The organism is Rhodoferax sp. AJA081-3, assembly GCF_017798165.1.
In the GTDB taxonomy this organism is placed as follows: Bacteria; Pseudomonadota; Gammaproteobacteria; order Burkholderiales; family Burkholderiaceae_C; genus Allorhodoferax.
On the sequence record NZ_CP059068.1, the window covers coordinates 3,954,877 to 3,969,477 of the forward strand.

At 62.7% G+C, this 14,601-nt stretch carries 16 protein-coding genes; 7 read left to right on the plus strand and 9 right to left on the minus strand.

Annotated elements, in window-relative coordinates; all coding sequences use genetic code 11:
• Positions 1-2 precede the first annotated feature (2 nt).
• Both HZ993_RS18590 and HZ993_RS18595 read left to right on the plus strand, forming a co-directional pair.
• Positions 3-1,316, plus strand: a complete 1,314-nt coding sequence (locus tag HZ993_RS18590) for a homoserine dehydrogenase (protein ID WP_209398599.1) — start codon at positions 3-5, stop codon at positions 1,314-1,316.
• Between the two features lie 99 nt (positions 1,317-1,415).
• On the plus strand, positions 1,416-3,131 hold the full coding sequence (locus HZ993_RS18595; protein WP_209394208.1) for a M14 family metallopeptidase: 1,716 nt from the start codon (positions 1,416-1,418) through the stop codon (positions 3,129-3,131).
• A 450-nt stretch (positions 3,132-3,581) separates the two neighbouring features.
• On the opposite strand, the gene HZ993_RS18600 is transcribed toward HZ993_RS18595, so the two are convergent.
• Together HZ993_RS18600 and HZ993_RS18605 are read right to left on the minus strand one after the other, a co-directional pair.
• Positions 3,582-4,064 carry a hypothetical protein gene (locus HZ993_RS18600; RefSeq protein ID WP_209394209.1) on the minus strand — a complete coding sequence of 161 codons (483 nt, stop codon included), beginning with the start codon at positions 4,062-4,064 and terminating at the stop codon, positions 3,582-3,584.
• Positions 4,065-4,118: 54 nt separating this feature from the next.
• Entirely contained in the window at positions 4,119-5,057 is a 939-nt protein-coding gene (locus tag HZ993_RS18605) for a LysR family transcriptional regulator (protein ID WP_209394210.1), read from the minus strand.
• Positions 5,058-5,140: 83 nt separating this feature from the next.
• Here HZ993_RS18605 and HZ993_RS18610 point away from each other — a divergent pair, with 83 nt between their 5' ends.
• Together HZ993_RS18610 and HZ993_RS18615 are read left to right on the plus strand one after the other, a co-directional pair.
• Entirely contained in the window at positions 5,141-5,983 is an 843-nt protein-coding gene (locus tag HZ993_RS18610; RefSeq protein ID WP_209394211.1) for a pirin family protein, read from the plus strand.
• A gap of 123 nt (positions 5,984-6,106) precedes the next feature.
• On the plus strand, positions 6,107-7,198 hold the full coding sequence (locus tag HZ993_RS18615) for an alkene reductase (protein WP_256440923.1): 1,092 nt from the start codon (positions 6,107-6,109) through the stop codon (positions 7,196-7,198).
• An 82-nt stretch (positions 7,199-7,280) separates the two neighbouring features.
• On the opposite strand, the gene HZ993_RS18620 is transcribed toward HZ993_RS18615, so the two are convergent.
• Complete coding sequence (locus HZ993_RS18620; protein WP_209394212.1) at positions 7,281-7,538, minus strand: hypothetical protein; 258 nt, start codon at positions 7,536-7,538, stop codon at positions 7,281-7,283.
• A 32-nt stretch (positions 7,539-7,570) separates the two neighbouring features.
• Positions 7,571-8,662 (minus strand): DNA glycosylase AlkZ-like family protein, encoded by a 1,092-nt coding sequence (locus HZ993_RS18625; protein ID WP_209394213.1) that lies wholly within the window; start codon positions 8,660-8,662, stop codon positions 7,571-7,573.
• 61 nt (positions 8,663-8,723) lie between these two features.
• On the opposite strand from HZ993_RS18625, the gene HZ993_RS18630 reads away from it, so the two are divergent.
• On the plus strand, positions 8,724-9,572 hold the full coding sequence (locus tag HZ993_RS18630) for a Bro-N domain-containing protein (RefSeq protein WP_209394214.1): 849 nt from the start codon (positions 8,724-8,726) through the stop codon (positions 9,570-9,572).
• Between the two features lie 85 nt (positions 9,573-9,657).
• On the plus strand, positions 9,658-10,254 hold the full coding sequence (locus tag HZ993_RS18635; RefSeq protein WP_371817005.1) for an alpha-ketoglutarate-dependent dioxygenase AlkB: 597 nt from the start codon (positions 9,658-9,660) through the stop codon (positions 10,252-10,254).
• A gap of 7 nt (positions 10,255-10,261) precedes the next feature.
• Here the strand turns inward: HZ993_RS18635 and HZ993_RS18640 are convergent, their stop codons facing one another.
• From HZ993_RS18640 to HZ993_RS18655, 4 genes are all read right to left on the minus strand, one after another.
• Positions 10,262-10,870, minus strand: coding sequence for a class I SAM-dependent methyltransferase (locus HZ993_RS18640; RefSeq protein ID WP_209394216.1), 609 nt, complete (start codon positions 10,868-10,870; stop codon positions 10,262-10,264).
• Between the two features lie 30 nt (positions 10,871-10,900).
• Entirely contained in the window at positions 10,901-11,788 is an 888-nt protein-coding gene (locus tag HZ993_RS18645) for a pirin family protein (RefSeq protein WP_209394217.1), read from the minus strand.
• Positions 11,785-12,195 carry an OsmC family protein gene (locus HZ993_RS18650; RefSeq protein WP_209394218.1) on the minus strand — a complete coding sequence of 137 codons (411 nt, stop codon included), beginning with the start codon at positions 12,193-12,195 and terminating at the stop codon, positions 11,785-11,787. Before HZ993_RS18650 ends, HZ993_RS18645 begins: the two co-directional genes overlap by 4 nt.
• A 166-nt stretch (positions 12,196-12,361) precedes the next feature.
• On the minus strand, positions 12,362-13,123 hold the full coding sequence (locus HZ993_RS18655) for a tRNA-uridine aminocarboxypropyltransferase (RefSeq protein WP_245213687.1): 762 nt from the start codon (positions 13,121-13,123) through the stop codon (positions 12,362-12,364).
• Between the two features lie 99 nt (positions 13,124-13,222).
• Between HZ993_RS18655 and HZ993_RS18660 the strand changes: the two genes are divergently transcribed.
• On the plus strand, positions 13,223-13,912 hold the full coding sequence (locus HZ993_RS18660) for a dienelactone hydrolase family protein (RefSeq protein ID WP_209394219.1): 690 nt from the start codon (positions 13,223-13,225) through the stop codon (positions 13,910-13,912).
• Here HZ993_RS18660 and HZ993_RS18665 read toward each other — a convergent pair.
• Positions 13,909-14,562: an NADPH-dependent F420 reductase gene (locus HZ993_RS18665; RefSeq protein ID WP_209394220.1), complete on the minus strand. Its 654-nt coding sequence runs from the start codon at positions 14,560-14,562 to the stop codon at positions 13,909-13,911. The two genes, HZ993_RS18660 and HZ993_RS18665, sit on opposite strands and share 4 nt — an antisense overlap.
• Positions 14,563-14,601: the final 39 nt, after the last annotated feature.

Here is a 14,601-nt window from a genome sequence, read left to right on the forward strand (position 1 = left end):
CCATTGCGCCCCTGCGTATTGGCATGTTGGGCCTGGGCACGGTGGGCATGGGTACCTACACGGTGCTGCGGCGCAACGCGGAGCTGATTGCGGGGCGGACTGGCCGACCGATTGAGATGGTGATGGTGGCCGTGCGCAACCTTGCACGCGCTGCCCGCCTGGTGGACGATGAAGAGGTGGAGCTGGTGGATGACCCCTTCAGCGTCGTCAATCACCCGGACATCGATGTGGTGGTCGAAGTGATTGGTGGCACCACCCTTGCCCGCGAGCTGGTGCTGCAGGCGATAACCAACGGCAAACACGTGGTCACCGCCAACAAGGCACTGCTGGCTGTACATGGCAGCGAGATCTTTGCCGCGGCCCAGGCGCAGGGCGTCGTGGTGGCGTACGAAGGCGCAGTCGCCGTCAGCATCCCCATCATCAAGGCCCTGCGCGAGGGCCTGACCGCCAACCGCATCGAATGGATTGCCGGCATCATCAACGGCACAACCAACTACATCCTGTCCGAAATGAAGGACAAGGGCGCGAGCTTTGCCGACGCGTTGGCCGATGCACAGGCCAAGGGGTATGCCGAAGCCGACCCCGCGTTTGACGTGGAGGGCGTGGACGCCGCACACAAGCTGACGCTGCTGGCATCCAACGCCTTTGGGGTGCCCATCCAGTTCGACAAGGTGCATGTGGAGGGCATTACCCAACTGGACGCGGTCGACGTGGCCTTTGCCGAGCGCTTGGGCTACTGTGTCAAGCTGCTGGGCATAGCCAAGCGCAACCCCCAGGGGCTGGAGCTGCGCGTGCACCCCACGCTGGTGGCATCCAACCATCTGCTGGCCCAGGTGAACGGGTCGATGAACGCGGTAATGGTCAAGAGCGACGCCGCCGGTGTGACCATGTACTACGGTGCCGGTGCAGGGTCGGAGCAGACCGCGTCCGCCGTGATTGCCGACCTGGTGGACCTGGCCCGGTCCAGCAGCGTGGTGCACCGCCACCGCGTGCCCAGTCTGGCCTTCCAGCACAACGCCATTGTTGCGCTGCCGGTGGCGGCGATTGAAGACGTGGAGACCGCCTACTACCTGCGGCTGGATGTGGCCAAGTTGTCACGCACCTTGCCGCAGGTGCTGGCCCACCTGGCCTACGCCGGTGTGCGGGTGCAGCAGCTGGATGTGCTGGAGCATCCGCACGACCCCGAGCTGAGCGCCGTGGTGGTGCAGACTGAGCCCACACAGCAGCGCCTGCTACAGGTGGCATTGGCCGCGCTGGAACAGTTGCCGACCGTCATGGGCTTTGCCAAGACCCTCCGTATGGAGCGTCTGGAATAAGGTATGCAATCAAATCGGCCCCTAGACCCCGTGGAATAAGGGTCTATTGCTATACATTCAGGAATCTCCAACCCACCCTGCCGAACGGCATCGCCCCGTATGTTTCGCACCCACTACCTAGACTACGCCGAACTCACCGCCCAGCTATCGGCCTGGGCCACGTCCTACCCCGAATATGTGTCGGTGTCCAGCCTGGGCAAAAGCGCCGAGGGGCGCGACATCCCGCTGCTGACCATTGGCCGCAACCCGGAGCAGGTGCGCCCCGCGGTGTGGATTGACGGCAATATGCATGCCGTCGAGGTCTGCGGCTCCAGCGTCGCACTGGCCATGGCCGAAGACGTGATCGCCATCTACGGCGGCAAAAACGAGGCGGGCGGCAAGCCGCTGCCAGCGCACATGGCGGACGCCATTCGCAACACCCTGTTTTATGTGGTGCCGCGTATCTCGCCCGACGGTGCCGAGGCCATTTTGAAGACCGGGCGTTATGTGCGCTCCAGCCCGGTCAATGAGCGGGCCAACCAGGCCCACCCGCACTGGGTGGCGAGCGATGTGGATGGCGATGGAACCATGATCACCATGCGCCAGCAAGACCCGCATGGTGAAGTGGTGGAGCTGCGCGGTGACGACGGCCAGCCTTTGAACCCGCCGGTCATGGTGCCACGCCTGCCCGAAGATGTGGGGCCTTTCTACAAGCTATACCCGGAAGGGCTGATCGCCAATTTCGACGGACAGCACATTCCAGACCCCTATTTCCTGGGCGACAACCAGTACGACTTCAACCGCAATTTTTCCCACCACTGGAAGCCGGAGCCCGAGCAGGCCGGCGCCGGCCACTACCCCGGCAGCGCGCCCGAGACCCGTGCGGTGATGGACTTTGCTATTCGAAACCCCCACATCTTTGCCTGGCTGAACCTGCACACCTTTGGCGGCGTGGTGATACGCCCCATGGGTGACAAACCCGACAACAAGATGGACCAGACCGACCTGGCCATCTACAAACAGGCAGAAGCCTGGATGACCGAACACACCGGTTACCCCACGGTCAGCGGCTTCCATGAATTTTTGTACGAGCCCGACAAGCCTCTGCACGGCGATCTGGTGGACTGGGCCTACCACCAGCGCGGCTGCCTGGCGTATGTGGTGGAGCTGTGGGATCTGTTCACGCAGTTGGGCATCGAGCGCAAGAAGCCTTTTGTGGACCATTACACCCACCTGCAGCGCAAGGATTTTGTGGCGCTGTGGAAGATGGACCGCGACATCAACCAGGGCCGCATTTTCAAGCCCTGGCGTGCTGTTGACCACCCCCAACTCGGCCCCGTCGAGGTGGGTGGTTACGACGGGCGTGTGGGCGTCAGCAATCCGCCGCTGGCCAAACTGGCCGAAACCTGCGCGGCGCAAAGTGCGGCCTTCCTGCGGGTGGCCGCCCTGGTGCCGCGCATCCACGTGGAGCATGTCAGCACCGAGAAGCTGGGTGACGCCCATCTGCGTGTGGAAATCCGTGTGCGCAACAGCGGCTACCTGGGGAGTTACGGCCTGAGCTCGGCCAAGGAACTGCCAATCTCCGAGAGCCTGCGCCTGAATGTGGAGGGCGACAACTACACCGTGGTGTCACCCGCCGAATCGGTGCAGGACATGGGCCACCTGGACGGCTGGGGTCAGGGTCTGCACCACGGCATCAGCATTTTTATGCCGTGGACACGGGGCAATGTCAGCGAAAAAACCGTGAGCCTGGTGGTCAAGGGCGCGGGGGACTTGTGTATCAAGGTGGGTAGCTGCCGCGTGGGATGGCAATCGTTGGTGGTGGCAACGGATTAAGCGCTGCTCCAGGTGCTGCCTTATGGAAAACTGGCCTCTAGCCCTCGTGAAATCTATCTAATGCGCTATCGAGTTAATAGCAATCTCATGCCAACGGTGTGCCACCGGCAAAGGGCGGCTGTATCAGCGGTGCCAGCCGCTGCACCATCATTTCCACAAACGCCGTTACCGCGCGCGGCACGTGGTGGCGGCCAGCTTGTGTCACGACCTTCCTTGTAGAACCAAGGTAGACCCGACTTTAGATTGTTGACGTTTGCATTGGGTCACTGTCATGGATGATGACCAAAGCAGGTAGGGCGATCCCCAGACCTATGACCAGTATCTCAAGTCGATTACTCCTACTAAGCAGCCTCTCTGCACCCTCTTTCATTTTCATATGTAGCTTTGACGTTCTATCTTTGTAACCCAAGGGACGACCTGCTTTACAACTAAAGAGTTCACGCTGTGGCGTCAAAAAACCAGGGTGGAAATAAATCCACCCAATGACGAAAAGAAGAAGAACTGGACGGCTCGACCCCAGCGATTTCTGGTTCGATGGAACGTCCACGCTATCGGATCGTTAAGGTCTTTCAAAGCTCGCACTTCACCCCACAGATCATCTTTAAACGACCGCCCGAGTTGCGCAGACAGTTTCTTCTGAAAGTACCCAGCCCCTATTGAACAGATAGCAATTGGCGCACCAAACATCAAAAGTAACCACGCCGTGAGTTCATTCTCGGGAAAAAATTGAGCAAATACGAATCTATTCGCCCCCTTTATCGCAAACTGAGAGAGAAATGCAATAACTGCAATCCAAACTTCTTGGCGCTTCAGTGAAGTGACAATTTCTTCAACGTCATCCGTCATATCCATCGTGACAATTCCTGTTGCGTTTGCTTGGTATTCATTTGGCAATGCATGCTGATGGTGTTGGCCCACTGTCGCGTAAGGCATTGTTATGGTGTCTGTCTGACCGATTTTCTATTGGGGCGATGGTGGTTTTTTTGTTTACAGCACTCGTGCAGTCAGTGGTGTGCCCGCAAACGGCGGCTGTATCAACGGCGCCAGCCGCTGCACCATCATTTCCACAAACGCGGTCACCGCGGGCGGCACGTAACGGCGGCTGGGGTAGACCACGTACATATTGCCCACGCTGCTGGCCACGCCCGGTAGCACTTCCACCAGTTCGCCGGCGTGGAAGCTGGGTTGCAGCGAGCCAATCGGCAGCAGGCAGATGCCCAGTCCGCCGATGGCCGCCTTCTTCAGCGCCGGGCCCGAGTTGGCACTGAAACGGCCGTTCACGGTGACGTGTGTTGGGCCATCGGGTCCGTTCAGCCGCCACGTGGTGGGCCCTGCGGTCGCGCCCACGGCGCGTATGCAGTCGTGCGCCGCCAGGTCTTCCACGCTCTGCGGTGTGCCACGCGCTGCCAGGTAGACAGGGCTGGCCGCCAGGGCCAGGTAACCGCTGGCCACCTTGCGCGCCACCAGGCTGGAGTCTGGCAGTTCGCCGCTGCCGCGAAAGGCCACGTCAATGCCTTCGCCAATGAAATCGGCCATGGCGTCGGCCAGTACAAACTCCACCTGCACGCCGGGGTAACGGTCTAAAAACTCGGTGATCCACTCCATCTCAAAGAACTCCAGAAACCCGGCCGGCGCCGCCACACGCACGCTGCCCTTGGGCGTCTGGCTCTCACCGGCAAGCTGGCAGGCGGCGTCCCGCAGCGCGTCAATCTGCCCGGCGCACTGGTCAAACAACGTGCGGCCGGCGTCGGTCAGCGTCAGCTTGCGGGTGGTGCGCTGCAGCAGGCGGGCCTGCAGCGCGTCTTCCAGCTGCGCCACCTGGCGGCTCAGCGTGGTGGGCGGCATGGCGAGCCGGCGTGCGGCTTCGGCAAAGCTGCCGGCCTGCACCACTTGCACAAAAAGGGACATCTGGTTCAGGTCCAACATAGCATTACTCGCATAAATGGGATGGTGAATCCCGATTGTGGCGTCTATTCAAGCAATGGTTGCGACCTTAATCTACCAGCACCATGAATGCACGCACACCCCTCCATCGCAGCATCGTCCAGAGCACGCGCGGCAGCACGCACGGTCCCATCACCCGGCTGGTCAGTCCGTCGGACCTGGGCCAGGTGTTGAAGCCCTTTATTTTTCTGGACCGCTTCGAAGCGCCGGCCGGCGGCCAGCCGCCCGCATTCGGCATGCACCCGCACTCCGGCATTGCCACGCTGACCTATCTGATCAGCGGCCAGGCCGGGTATGAAGACACGACCGGCGAACACGGCGCCCACGGCACGCTGCCCACCGGTGGTGTGGAGTGGATGATGGCCGGTGGCGGTGTGTGGCACACCGGAACGCCCATCAACACCGAGCGTGTGCTGGGCTTCCAGCTGTGGGTGGCCATGCCGCCGGAGCTGGAGCTGGCCGCCGCGCACAGCATCTACCTGGGGCCGGAAAGTGTGCCCCACGTCGGGCCTGCGCGCGTGCTGCTGGGTAGTTATGGCGGGCAGACCAGTCCGATTCCAGCGCCGTCCGACATCAGCTACTTGGCCGTGCACCTGAAATCCGGCGAGAGCTGGCGTTTTGAGCCACCCGCAGGGCACACCGTGGCCTGGATGGCGGTGGGTGAGGGCGCATTGAGCGCTCCCATTACCCTGACCACCGGTGACCTGGTGGTATTTGACGAATCGGGCGGCGCCATTACGTTTGAGGCGCAGACCGACACCACCTTTGTGCTGGGCTCCGGCGTGTTGCATCCGCATGATTTGTTCATGGGGCCGTACTCGGTCCACACCAGTGCCGAGTCGCTGCGCCAGGGCCAGACCGGCATCCGCGAGCGGGCGCAGCTGTTGCGCCAGCAGGGTCGGCTGTGAACAACACCGCCCTGGCTATGACGCCGAGAGTTTTTTTCAATCGATGACCGCGCCGCGCTGCACTTGCAATCCCGCGCCGCAGCGCAACGTGTTCGTTTCCAACCCCGTAACCTGGAGCTTCTCTTGACCACTGCTACCAATCTTTTCGAACCCTACCGCATGGGCACCACCACCTTGGCCAACCGTTTTGTCATGAACCCCATGACCCGCAGCCGCGCCGACGCCACCGGCACGCCAACACCGCTGATGGCCGAGTACTACGGCCAGCGCGCCACGGCCGGCCTGATCGTGTCCGAAGGTATTGCACCCTCTGCCAATGGAAAGGGTTACGCCCGCATCCCCGGCCTGTGGAGCGACGCGCAAGTGCAGGCCTGGAAGCCGGTCACCAACGCCGTGCACGCCAAGGGCGGCAAGATTTTTGCGCAGCTGATGCACACCGGCCGCGTCAGCCACGCCGCCAACATGGATGCGGGCACCAAGATCGTCGCGCCCAGTGCAATCGCCTTGGTCGGCCAGATGTACACCGATGCATCGGGACCACAAGACTACCCCGTACCGCAAGAAATGACCGAGGCGGACATCGCCCAGGCCAAGGCTGAATTTGTGTTGGCTGCCAAAAACGCCATCGCCGCCGGTTTTGACGGCGTGGAACTACACGCTGCCAACGGCTACCTGCTGGAGCAATTCCTCAGCCCCACCACCAACCAGCGCACCGACGCCTGGGGCGGCAGTGTCGACAAACGCATCCAATTTGTAGTGGACGTGGCGCGCGAAACCGCCGCTGCCATTGGTGGTGACAAACTCGGCATCCGCCTGTCGCCTTACGGAACCAACTCCGGCATGGTGGCCTACCCTGAGGTCGAAGAAACGTATTTGAAGCTGCTGCCATTGCTGGCCGACGCAGGTCTGGTCTATGTGCATATTGCCGACCACGTCGCCATGGGTGCACCCGCAATACCTGCCGCGTTTAAGCAGGCACTGCGCAAGGCCTGGCCCCGCACCTTCTTCATTGGCGGCAGCTTTGACCAGGCTTCGGGCCAGCAGGCGGTCAATGATGGCCTAGTGGACTTGGTTGGCATTGGCCGTGCCTTCATCTCGAACCCGGATCTGGTGCAGCGCCTGCAAAAGGGCCTGGCGCTGAACGCGCCTGACATGGGCACGTTGTTCACACCCGGCGCCAAGGGGTATACGGACTACGCGCTGGCCGCGGCCTAAATGCTGACTGGGGCTAGTGCGCTTATGGAAAATTGGCCGCTAGCCCCCGTGAATGTTGATCTATGTGCTACTAAATAGATAGCTATTTGCTTTTGAGCACCGACCAACCGGCATGCCGGTTGACCTTGTTGTTTTCGTATTCCCACACCGTGCCGCAGCGCTCGCAGCGGTACTTGGTGATGGTGACCGAGCCATGTTTATGCGCCACCATGCGGTGGGTGCCTTGCATCAGCTCGGGGTGACCCTTGGCGCGGCGCCAGTGCTGCTGCACACCGGTGCAGGCTTCGCACATCTCCGGGGTGATTGTGGGCTCGGGGCGTGGGGGTAGGTCTTGGGGCATGGTGCGTGGGCTGCTAGCTGGTCTGTGAATGCTCAGATTGTCGCCGGTAGATGCAGGAAGGCTCGCAAGTGCTCCAACTCCGCCTCCAACGCACGTCGATACGCCGCACCACGCGGGGGCTTGCCAGCCACGTAGCCCAAGTCCACCTGCAGCGCGCCATCCGCCACGGCCACATTGCCCCAGCCAATCACCTGGTCCTGCCACAGCAGCGGCAGCGCGTAGTAGCCGCGCACCCGTTTGGGGGCCGGGGTGTAGGCCTCAAAACGGTAGGCCCATCCCCACAGATGCTCAAAGCGGCGGCGGTCCCACACCAGCGGGTCGAATGGGGCCAGCAGGCGCACGGCCTCCTCGGGCGCATGGCGGTGCGATGCGGGGTTTTCACCTGCGGGCCAGTAGTAGGTCAAACCATCCACCGCGGCGCTGGCCAACCGTTCTTTGGCACGCGCCAGCGCATCACGCCGCAGGTGCGCCCATTGCGGTGCGCCGCCGCGCAGGTGGCTGACCAGTTCGCTGAGGGACCGCTCGGGCAAGGGCGCGTATTTGTGCGCTATGACATCGACCAGTGCGTCCGTGGCCTGTGCCGGGTCGGGAGCATCGTGCGCAGCATCGCGGACCGCATAGGTGCGTACGCCGCTGGCGCGGGAGGCAATGCGCAGCAGGCCACGGTAGTGCATATCGTTCAGCAGTTCGGTACTGGCATTGCTGGAGCCACCAAACCAGTTCTGCGTCTTGCCATGCGCAAAGTGCGCGTCCACCGCGCGAGGGTGCACCACGCCGTGGGTTTGCACAAAGTCCAGCACGGCATCCATCTGTTTGCGCCGCGCAGTAGTGAGCGCGGTGCGTGGCGTGCGCGGGTGCATCAGCGTGTGGGTGGCGCGTGGCAAAAAGCCGTAGTTGACGAAGAAGTCTTCCTCAATGTCCAGCTTGGCATAGCGCCGCTCCAGGTCCCCCGCCCGGTAACCTTTGACGCGGTGGCGCAGCGTCAGGTCTTGCGCCCGTGCCGGCGCACGTATCGGATCGGCCTGCACAAAACCCAGTTTGGAGATGGCTTTGGCCAACGTGGTGGGCGCAAACAGGGTGCGCGCAACGGCGTAGCGGCGCAGAGTGTCCGGGGTGATGGGCATGGTTGCGGGCCTGAAAATACTGTGTAAAAATACAGTATATAGAAATCATAGGGACCGCACCATGAAGATTTTGCCGACCGACTTTGATGGCCAGTCCATCCGCCGGGTGTTTGATGAAGACACCGAGACGTGGTGGTTCTCGGTGGTGGACGTGGTGCAGGTGCTGACGCAGCAGCCGGACTACCAGACGGCCCGCAAATACTGGAACAAGTTGAAGGAGCGGCTAGGCAAGGAGGGCAGTGAGTCGGTGACAAACTGTCACCGACTGAAATTGCCCGCTGCCGACGGTAAAAACTACCTCACCGATGTAGCCACCGCCGAAACCCTGTTGCGACTGGTCCAATCCGTCCCCAGCCCCAAAGCCGAGCCCATCAAACTCTGGCTTGCCAAAGTGGGCTACGAGCGCATGCAAGAAATGGCCGACCCCGCCCTATCACTCGAACGCGCCCGCCAGACCTGGCAGCAGCATGGCCGCAGCGACAAGTGGATCCAGCAGCGCATGACTGGGCAAGAAACCCGCAACAAACTCACCGACTACTGGCGCGAGCACGATATCAAGGCCGGCCAGCAGTTCGCCATCCTCACCAACATCATCCACCAGGAATGGAGCGGCGTCAGTGTCAAAGACCACAAGGCGATCAAAAGCCTGGGCAGCCACAACCTGCGCGACCACATGACCGAGGCCGAACTCATCTTCACCGCGCTGGCCGAGTTGTCGACCCGCCAGATAGCCGAGACCACCGACGCTACCGGCATGGCAGACAACACCACGGCTGCCAAGGCGGGCGGCGGCATTGCCAAGCAGGCGCGCAAGCAACTGGAGAGTCGCACAGGCAAATCCGTGGTGTCTGGCCAAAACTACCTCGCACCCCAAGCGGAACACACGCCAAAAGTGACGCGAAAGAAGTAAGGTCTGCAGTAGGCTTCATTGCGAAATGGCCATCTAGCCCGCGAAAAATCTACGCAATACGCTATCAAAAAAAGAGCAGTTCATGATCCCTCTGGACCTCTTCGAAGACCCGCCGCCCGACACCGAGGCCCTGCGCGAGCCCCTCGCGCCCGGCGCGGTGCTGATGCGCGGCTTTGCGCGGGATGGGGACGTGGAACTGCTGCAGGCCGTGGAATCCGTCATGGCCCAATCGCCGCCGCGGCACTGGCAGACGCCGGGCGGTGGCACCATGTCCGTGGCGACCACGCGCTGTGGATTCAAGCCCTGGCCCGCCATGCCGGATTGCCTGATGGATTTGGCGCTTCGCGCTGCTACTGAGGCCGGTTACCCCCAATTTGTGCCGGACGCCTGCCTGATCAACCACTACGCTCCCGGCGCCAAGCTTGGCTTGCACCAGGACAAATACGAGACCGACTGGAGTGCACCCATCGTCTCGCTGTCGCTGGGCTTGCCGGCCGTGTTTCTGTTTGGTGGTTTTGCGCGCAGCGACCGTACACAGCGCTACCGGCTGGTGCATGGTGATGTGGTGGTGTGGGGTGGGCCGTCGCGGCTGTGCTTTCATGGCGTGTTGCCGGTGGCGGATGGTACCCACGCGCTGGTGGGGCGCAGGCGGCTCAATGTGACCTTTCGCAAGGTGGTTTGACGCGGTCTTAACGCTCGCTGGCCCGCTCCAGCGCAAACACCGGCAGGTCTGCCTTGCGGCTCAGCCAGACGCCGCCGCCCAATTCGATAAACCCATCGGCCAGACCTTGGCGGTACAGTTGGGCGCGGTGTTTGAACAGGCGCGGGTCGGTCAGCGTGTCGTCCACGATGTCCTGTTCAAAGTCTTCACGCGCCACGGCTTCCACATACAGCGCGCCGCAGCTTAAGCGGCCCAGGTTGTGCATGGCCCGCTTGGCATCGGCCGCACTCAGGTAGGGCAGCACGCCCTGGCAGATGACCAGGTCGAACGGTTTGTTGGCGGTGTAGTCCACCACCGAGCCGCGCTCCCAGCCGAAGCGGCCACACAAATACTCGCTGAACTCCACGCCGTGAAACTCGGCATGTGGGTAGTGGCGTTTGATCACATCACGCCACAGGCCTATGCCACAGCCCACATCCAGCACGCGGCGCACCGGCACACGGATGAATTGCAGGTAGCTGCACACAAAGGCGCCCAGGCGCTGCACATGCTCGGGGTCGGCCACGCTGGTCTTCTTGTTGAAGTAGTAGCGCTCGTAGTACGCCTCGTCAAACAAATTTTTATCCGCAGATTGCACGTTCATCCTCTTGATCGCTAACTTTTTGCATCACGCAGGGCGTGTGCGCTCGGGCAAGGGAATCCGCTCCGTCTCGCCCGGCACCTGGCCCATGCCCGCGCTGGCGTCGCCCGCCGTCCAGTCGCGCCCGGCCTGCTCGATACGCTCCTTGTTGGTGGACACAAAATTCCAGTAAATAAACCGCCGCCCCAGGGGCTGGCCGCCCACCACCACCAGGCGCGCACCCTCTGGGCCGGCAGTCAGCAGGGCTGTTTCTGACAGCACCGCCATCGTGTGCGGCGCCAAGGCTTCTGCGTCGATTTGCAGACCACCCTGCACCCCATACACGGCCTGCTCTTCGGCCAACATGGGCAGCGTCCAGCTGCAGCCCGCGGGCAACTGCACATCCAGGTACAGCGTGGGTGACAGGGTGGCCACGGGCGACTCGGCGCCTAGCGCCTGGCCCACCAGCACCCGTACCTGCGCCGCGCCGTCACGCACCTCGGGTATCGCATCGGCGGGCGTGTGGGTGAAGCTGGCCTTGATCTCTTGTTCAGACTCCGGCAGCGCCAGCCACAGCTGCAGGCCGTGGTTGACATATGTGACGTTGCGCTCGGCCTCGGGCTTGCGCTCGGAGTGCACGATGCCGCTGCCCGCTGTCATCCAGTTGATGGCGCCGGGCTCTATGCGCTGCGTGTAACCAACGTTGTCGCGGTGCAGGATCACACCGTCAAACAGATAGGTCAGCGTGGCCAGGCCGATGTGGGGGTGGGGGCGCACGTCGTGGTTGTCGGCCGGGGTGATGGTGACCGGGCCAAAGTGGTCGAAGAAGATGAACGGTCCCACCGCCTGGCGCTGGCCCGCAGGCAGCAGACGGCGCACCACAAAACCGCCGCCCAGGTCCTTTTCATGTGCGGTGAGTAACTGCGGTGTTGTCATGGCGCAGCACGCTCCACGGTGGTGGTGACCTCGGTGGTCACCGCGGTCATCAGCTTGTGCACGGGGCATTTCTCGGCCACGGCGGTCAGTTGGGCAAATTCGGCATCGCTAAACGTGCCGCTGATGACCACCTTGGTGTGTATCTTGTAGACCCCCGCGCGCTCCTGGCTGTCGTCGCTGGTCACCTCGGTATGGATGTCGTCCACCGCAATGCCCTTCTTCTTGGCAAACCACATCAGGCTCACCGCCTTACAGGCGCCCAGGGCCGCGTCGTACAGCTCGTGCGGGCTGGGGCCTTCGTCACCGCCGCCGTCGGCGATGGGGGCGTCGCTGATGAACTGGTGGTTGCGGATGTTGACCGTGCTGGCCAATGGGGCGCCGGGTTTGCGTTGGAGGTAGATGGTCATGCCTAGCTTTCTTTGGGGGCGGTCATTCCAGTGTAAGCCGTGCCAGGGGGCGCCGGGTCACGCAGGTAGCGCTGAAACGCTTGCCCTGTGGGGCAAATGTCATATGAAAAAAATGGCCTATAGCCCCCGTGGAATATGAAGGTATCGCTATCAAAATAGGAGTAATTCAACTGCTATGGGCCAAGCCCCGTAACTGCAGATGCGCCTTCCCCTCCCACTGCACCGGCAACTGGCTCTTGGCCCGCAGGTAGTGGTGGGTGAATACATCCAGATAGGCTTCCAGCGTTTGTGCCGCATGGGGCTCGCCCGCCAGGTCCAGGCACAGGGCCGCCACCTCGCTGGTGCAAAAGTGGTCGTCACGCCGCGAGCGGCGCAGCTTGTAGCGGGAGATCTGGTCCGAGGCCAGGCTCAACACCGGCAGCTTGTCCAGGTACGGGCTTTTGCGGAACATCTTGCGCGCCTCGGGCCAGGTGGCATCCAGCAGTATGAACAGTGGTCGCTTGCCGGGCACCGGCTCAACATCCGTTACCACGCGCTCAGCCGCCACAAACTCCCCGGGGAACACCACATACGGCTGCCACTGCGGATCGGCCAGCAGCGTAAGCAGGGCAGGGTCTACCGCTGTGCGTGCCCAGCCAAAGGCAAAGGTGTCGGCCACCACATCGGCAATCAGCCAGCCCGTGTTGCTGGGCTTGAGTGCTTCGATGTCGGCCATGATCAGGCACACACCGGCGCGGGTGCCCACCACCGGGCGCACGGCACACAGGCAATGGCTTACTACCAAGCGGCAGCCCGCGCAGCGCGGCACGTCCGACCCGCCGCGGGCGCGGAAAGGCTTGGAGGCGCGAGCCAGGCGGGCGGTGCGCAGGCGTGACACCGCGTGTGGGGGCAAGGCTGGTGCGGGGGGAGTGGGCAACGGACGGTTCAAACGGTTCTCTGCAGGTACTAAGGAATGCCCTTGCGATGGTACGCCAGGCCATCTGCCCACAATAATGCTGCGCTAAACCAACCAACAAGGAGCAACGCAATGGGAACCATGGTGAATTTCACACGCCCGGACGGCAAAGCCGTGCAGGGCTACCTGGCCGAGCCGGCCACCCGCAACGCACCTGCCATCGTTGTCATCCAGGAGTGGTGGGGCCTGAACGACCAGATCAAGGGCGTGGCAGACCGCCTGGCTGCTGCCGGCTTCCAGGCCCTGGTGCCCGACCTGTACCGCGGTAAAGCAACGGTAGAACAGGAAGAAGCCCACCACCTCATGACCGGCCTGGACTTTGGCGACGCCGCTGGCCAGGACATCCGCGGAGCGGTGCAGTTTCTCAAGGGCCGCGCGCCCAAGGTGGGCCTGACCGGCTTTTGCATGGGTGGTGCGCTTACCCTGCTGGGCGCCACCCAGTCGCCCGAGTTGGACGCAGCCACCGTCTGGTACGGCTGCCCACCGTTGGACTACATCGACGCCAGCAAGATCAAGATACCCCTGTTAGGCCACTGGGCCACGCAGGACGAGTTTTTCAAGATAGAAATCGTGGCTGGCTTGGAAGAAAAGCTAAGTGCCGCGGGTGTGGGCTTTGAGTTCCACCGCTACCAGGCCCACCACGGCTTTGCGAATGAGACCGCCGTAGGCCCCGGCCGCATTGCCGCCACGCAATACGACGCGGTGTGGGCCCAGCAAGCCTGGGACCGCACGCTGCGCTTCTTTGGCAAGCACCTGGGCTAGCGCGCTGCCACCGGCTTCACCAGCTTGAACGCATGCGCCCACTCGTTGCGCAGCAGGCCGGAAATGCACCACAGCATGCACAGCGGCTCAATCGCGCGGGCGGCGGTGGCGGCGCCCATGTCGGCGCTGTCCCAGCCCACGCTGCTCAGCAACTTGCTGACCGTCGCCTTGGCGGCGGCGTCGTTGCCGGCAATGAACATGGTCGGCGCGCCGCCTTCAAATTGCGGGTCGATCATGAAGCCGCTGCCCACCGAGTTGAACGCTTTGACGAAGCGCACGGCGGCAAACTCGGCCTGCAGCGTCTCCAGAAGAGACTCGTTGGGGCCGGTGAAGAACTGCAGCACGCCGTTGACCGGTGGTGCGTCGGCAATCGGGTTGCAGGCGTCAATCACCACCTTGCCTGCCAGGGCCTGAGCGCCCGCCGCCTTGACCGCTGCCACGGCGGCGTGGCCCTTGACGGCCAGCACCACCAGTTCACCAAACGCTGCTGCGTCGGCAAAGCTGCCCACTTGTGCCGCGCCGTTGGCGGCCTTCCAGTCTGCAAGTTTGGCGGGGCTTGAGGTACCCAGCAGGACCTGATGGCCCTTGGCTGTAAAGCCTGCGCCCAGTGCCTGAGCCACGTCGCCAGAGCCGATGATGCCGATTTTCATGGTGTGTTCCTTTGAAGGTTTGTGTTGCGATGGGTGAAC

Coding starts and splice junctions, on each gene's coding strand:
- HZ993_RS18610 (WP_209394211.1), top strand. CDS start 5,141: ATGAATGCACGCACACCCCTCCATCGCAGCATCGTCCAGAGCACGCGC.
- HZ993_RS18630 (WP_209394214.1), top strand. CDS start 8,724: ATGAAGATTTTGCCGACCGACTTTGATGGCCAGTCCATCCGCCGGGTG.
- HZ993_RS18620 (WP_209394212.1), bottom strand. CDS start 7,538: ATGCCCCAAGACCTACCCCCACGCCCCGAGCCCACAATCACCCCGGAG.
- HZ993_RS18595 (WP_209394208.1), top strand. CDS start 1,416: ATGTTTCGCACCCACTACCTAGACTACGCCGAACTCACCGCCCAGCTA.
- HZ993_RS18605 (WP_209394210.1), bottom strand. CDS start 5,057: ATGTTGGACCTGAACCAGATGTCCCTTTTTGTGCAAGTGGTGCAGGCC.
- HZ993_RS18660 (WP_209394219.1), top strand. CDS start 13,223: ATGGGAACCATGGTGAATTTCACACGCCCGGACGGCAAAGCCGTGCAG.
- HZ993_RS18600 (WP_209394209.1), bottom strand. CDS start 4,064: ATGCCTTACGCGACAGTGGGCCAACACCATCAGCATGCATTGCCAAAT.
- HZ993_RS18645 (WP_209394217.1), bottom strand. CDS start 11,788: ATGACAACACCGCAGTTACTCACCGCACATGAAAAGGACCTGGGCGGC.
- HZ993_RS18650 (WP_209394218.1), bottom strand. CDS start 12,195: ATGACCATCTACCTCCAACGCAAACCCGGCGCCCCATTGGCCAGCACG.
- HZ993_RS18665 (WP_209394220.1), bottom strand. CDS start 14,562: ATGAAAATCGGCATCATCGGCTCTGGCGACGTGGCTCAGGCACTGGGC.
- HZ993_RS18625 (WP_209394213.1), bottom strand. CDS start 8,662: ATGCCCATCACCCCGGACACTCTGCGCCGCTACGCCGTTGCGCGCACC.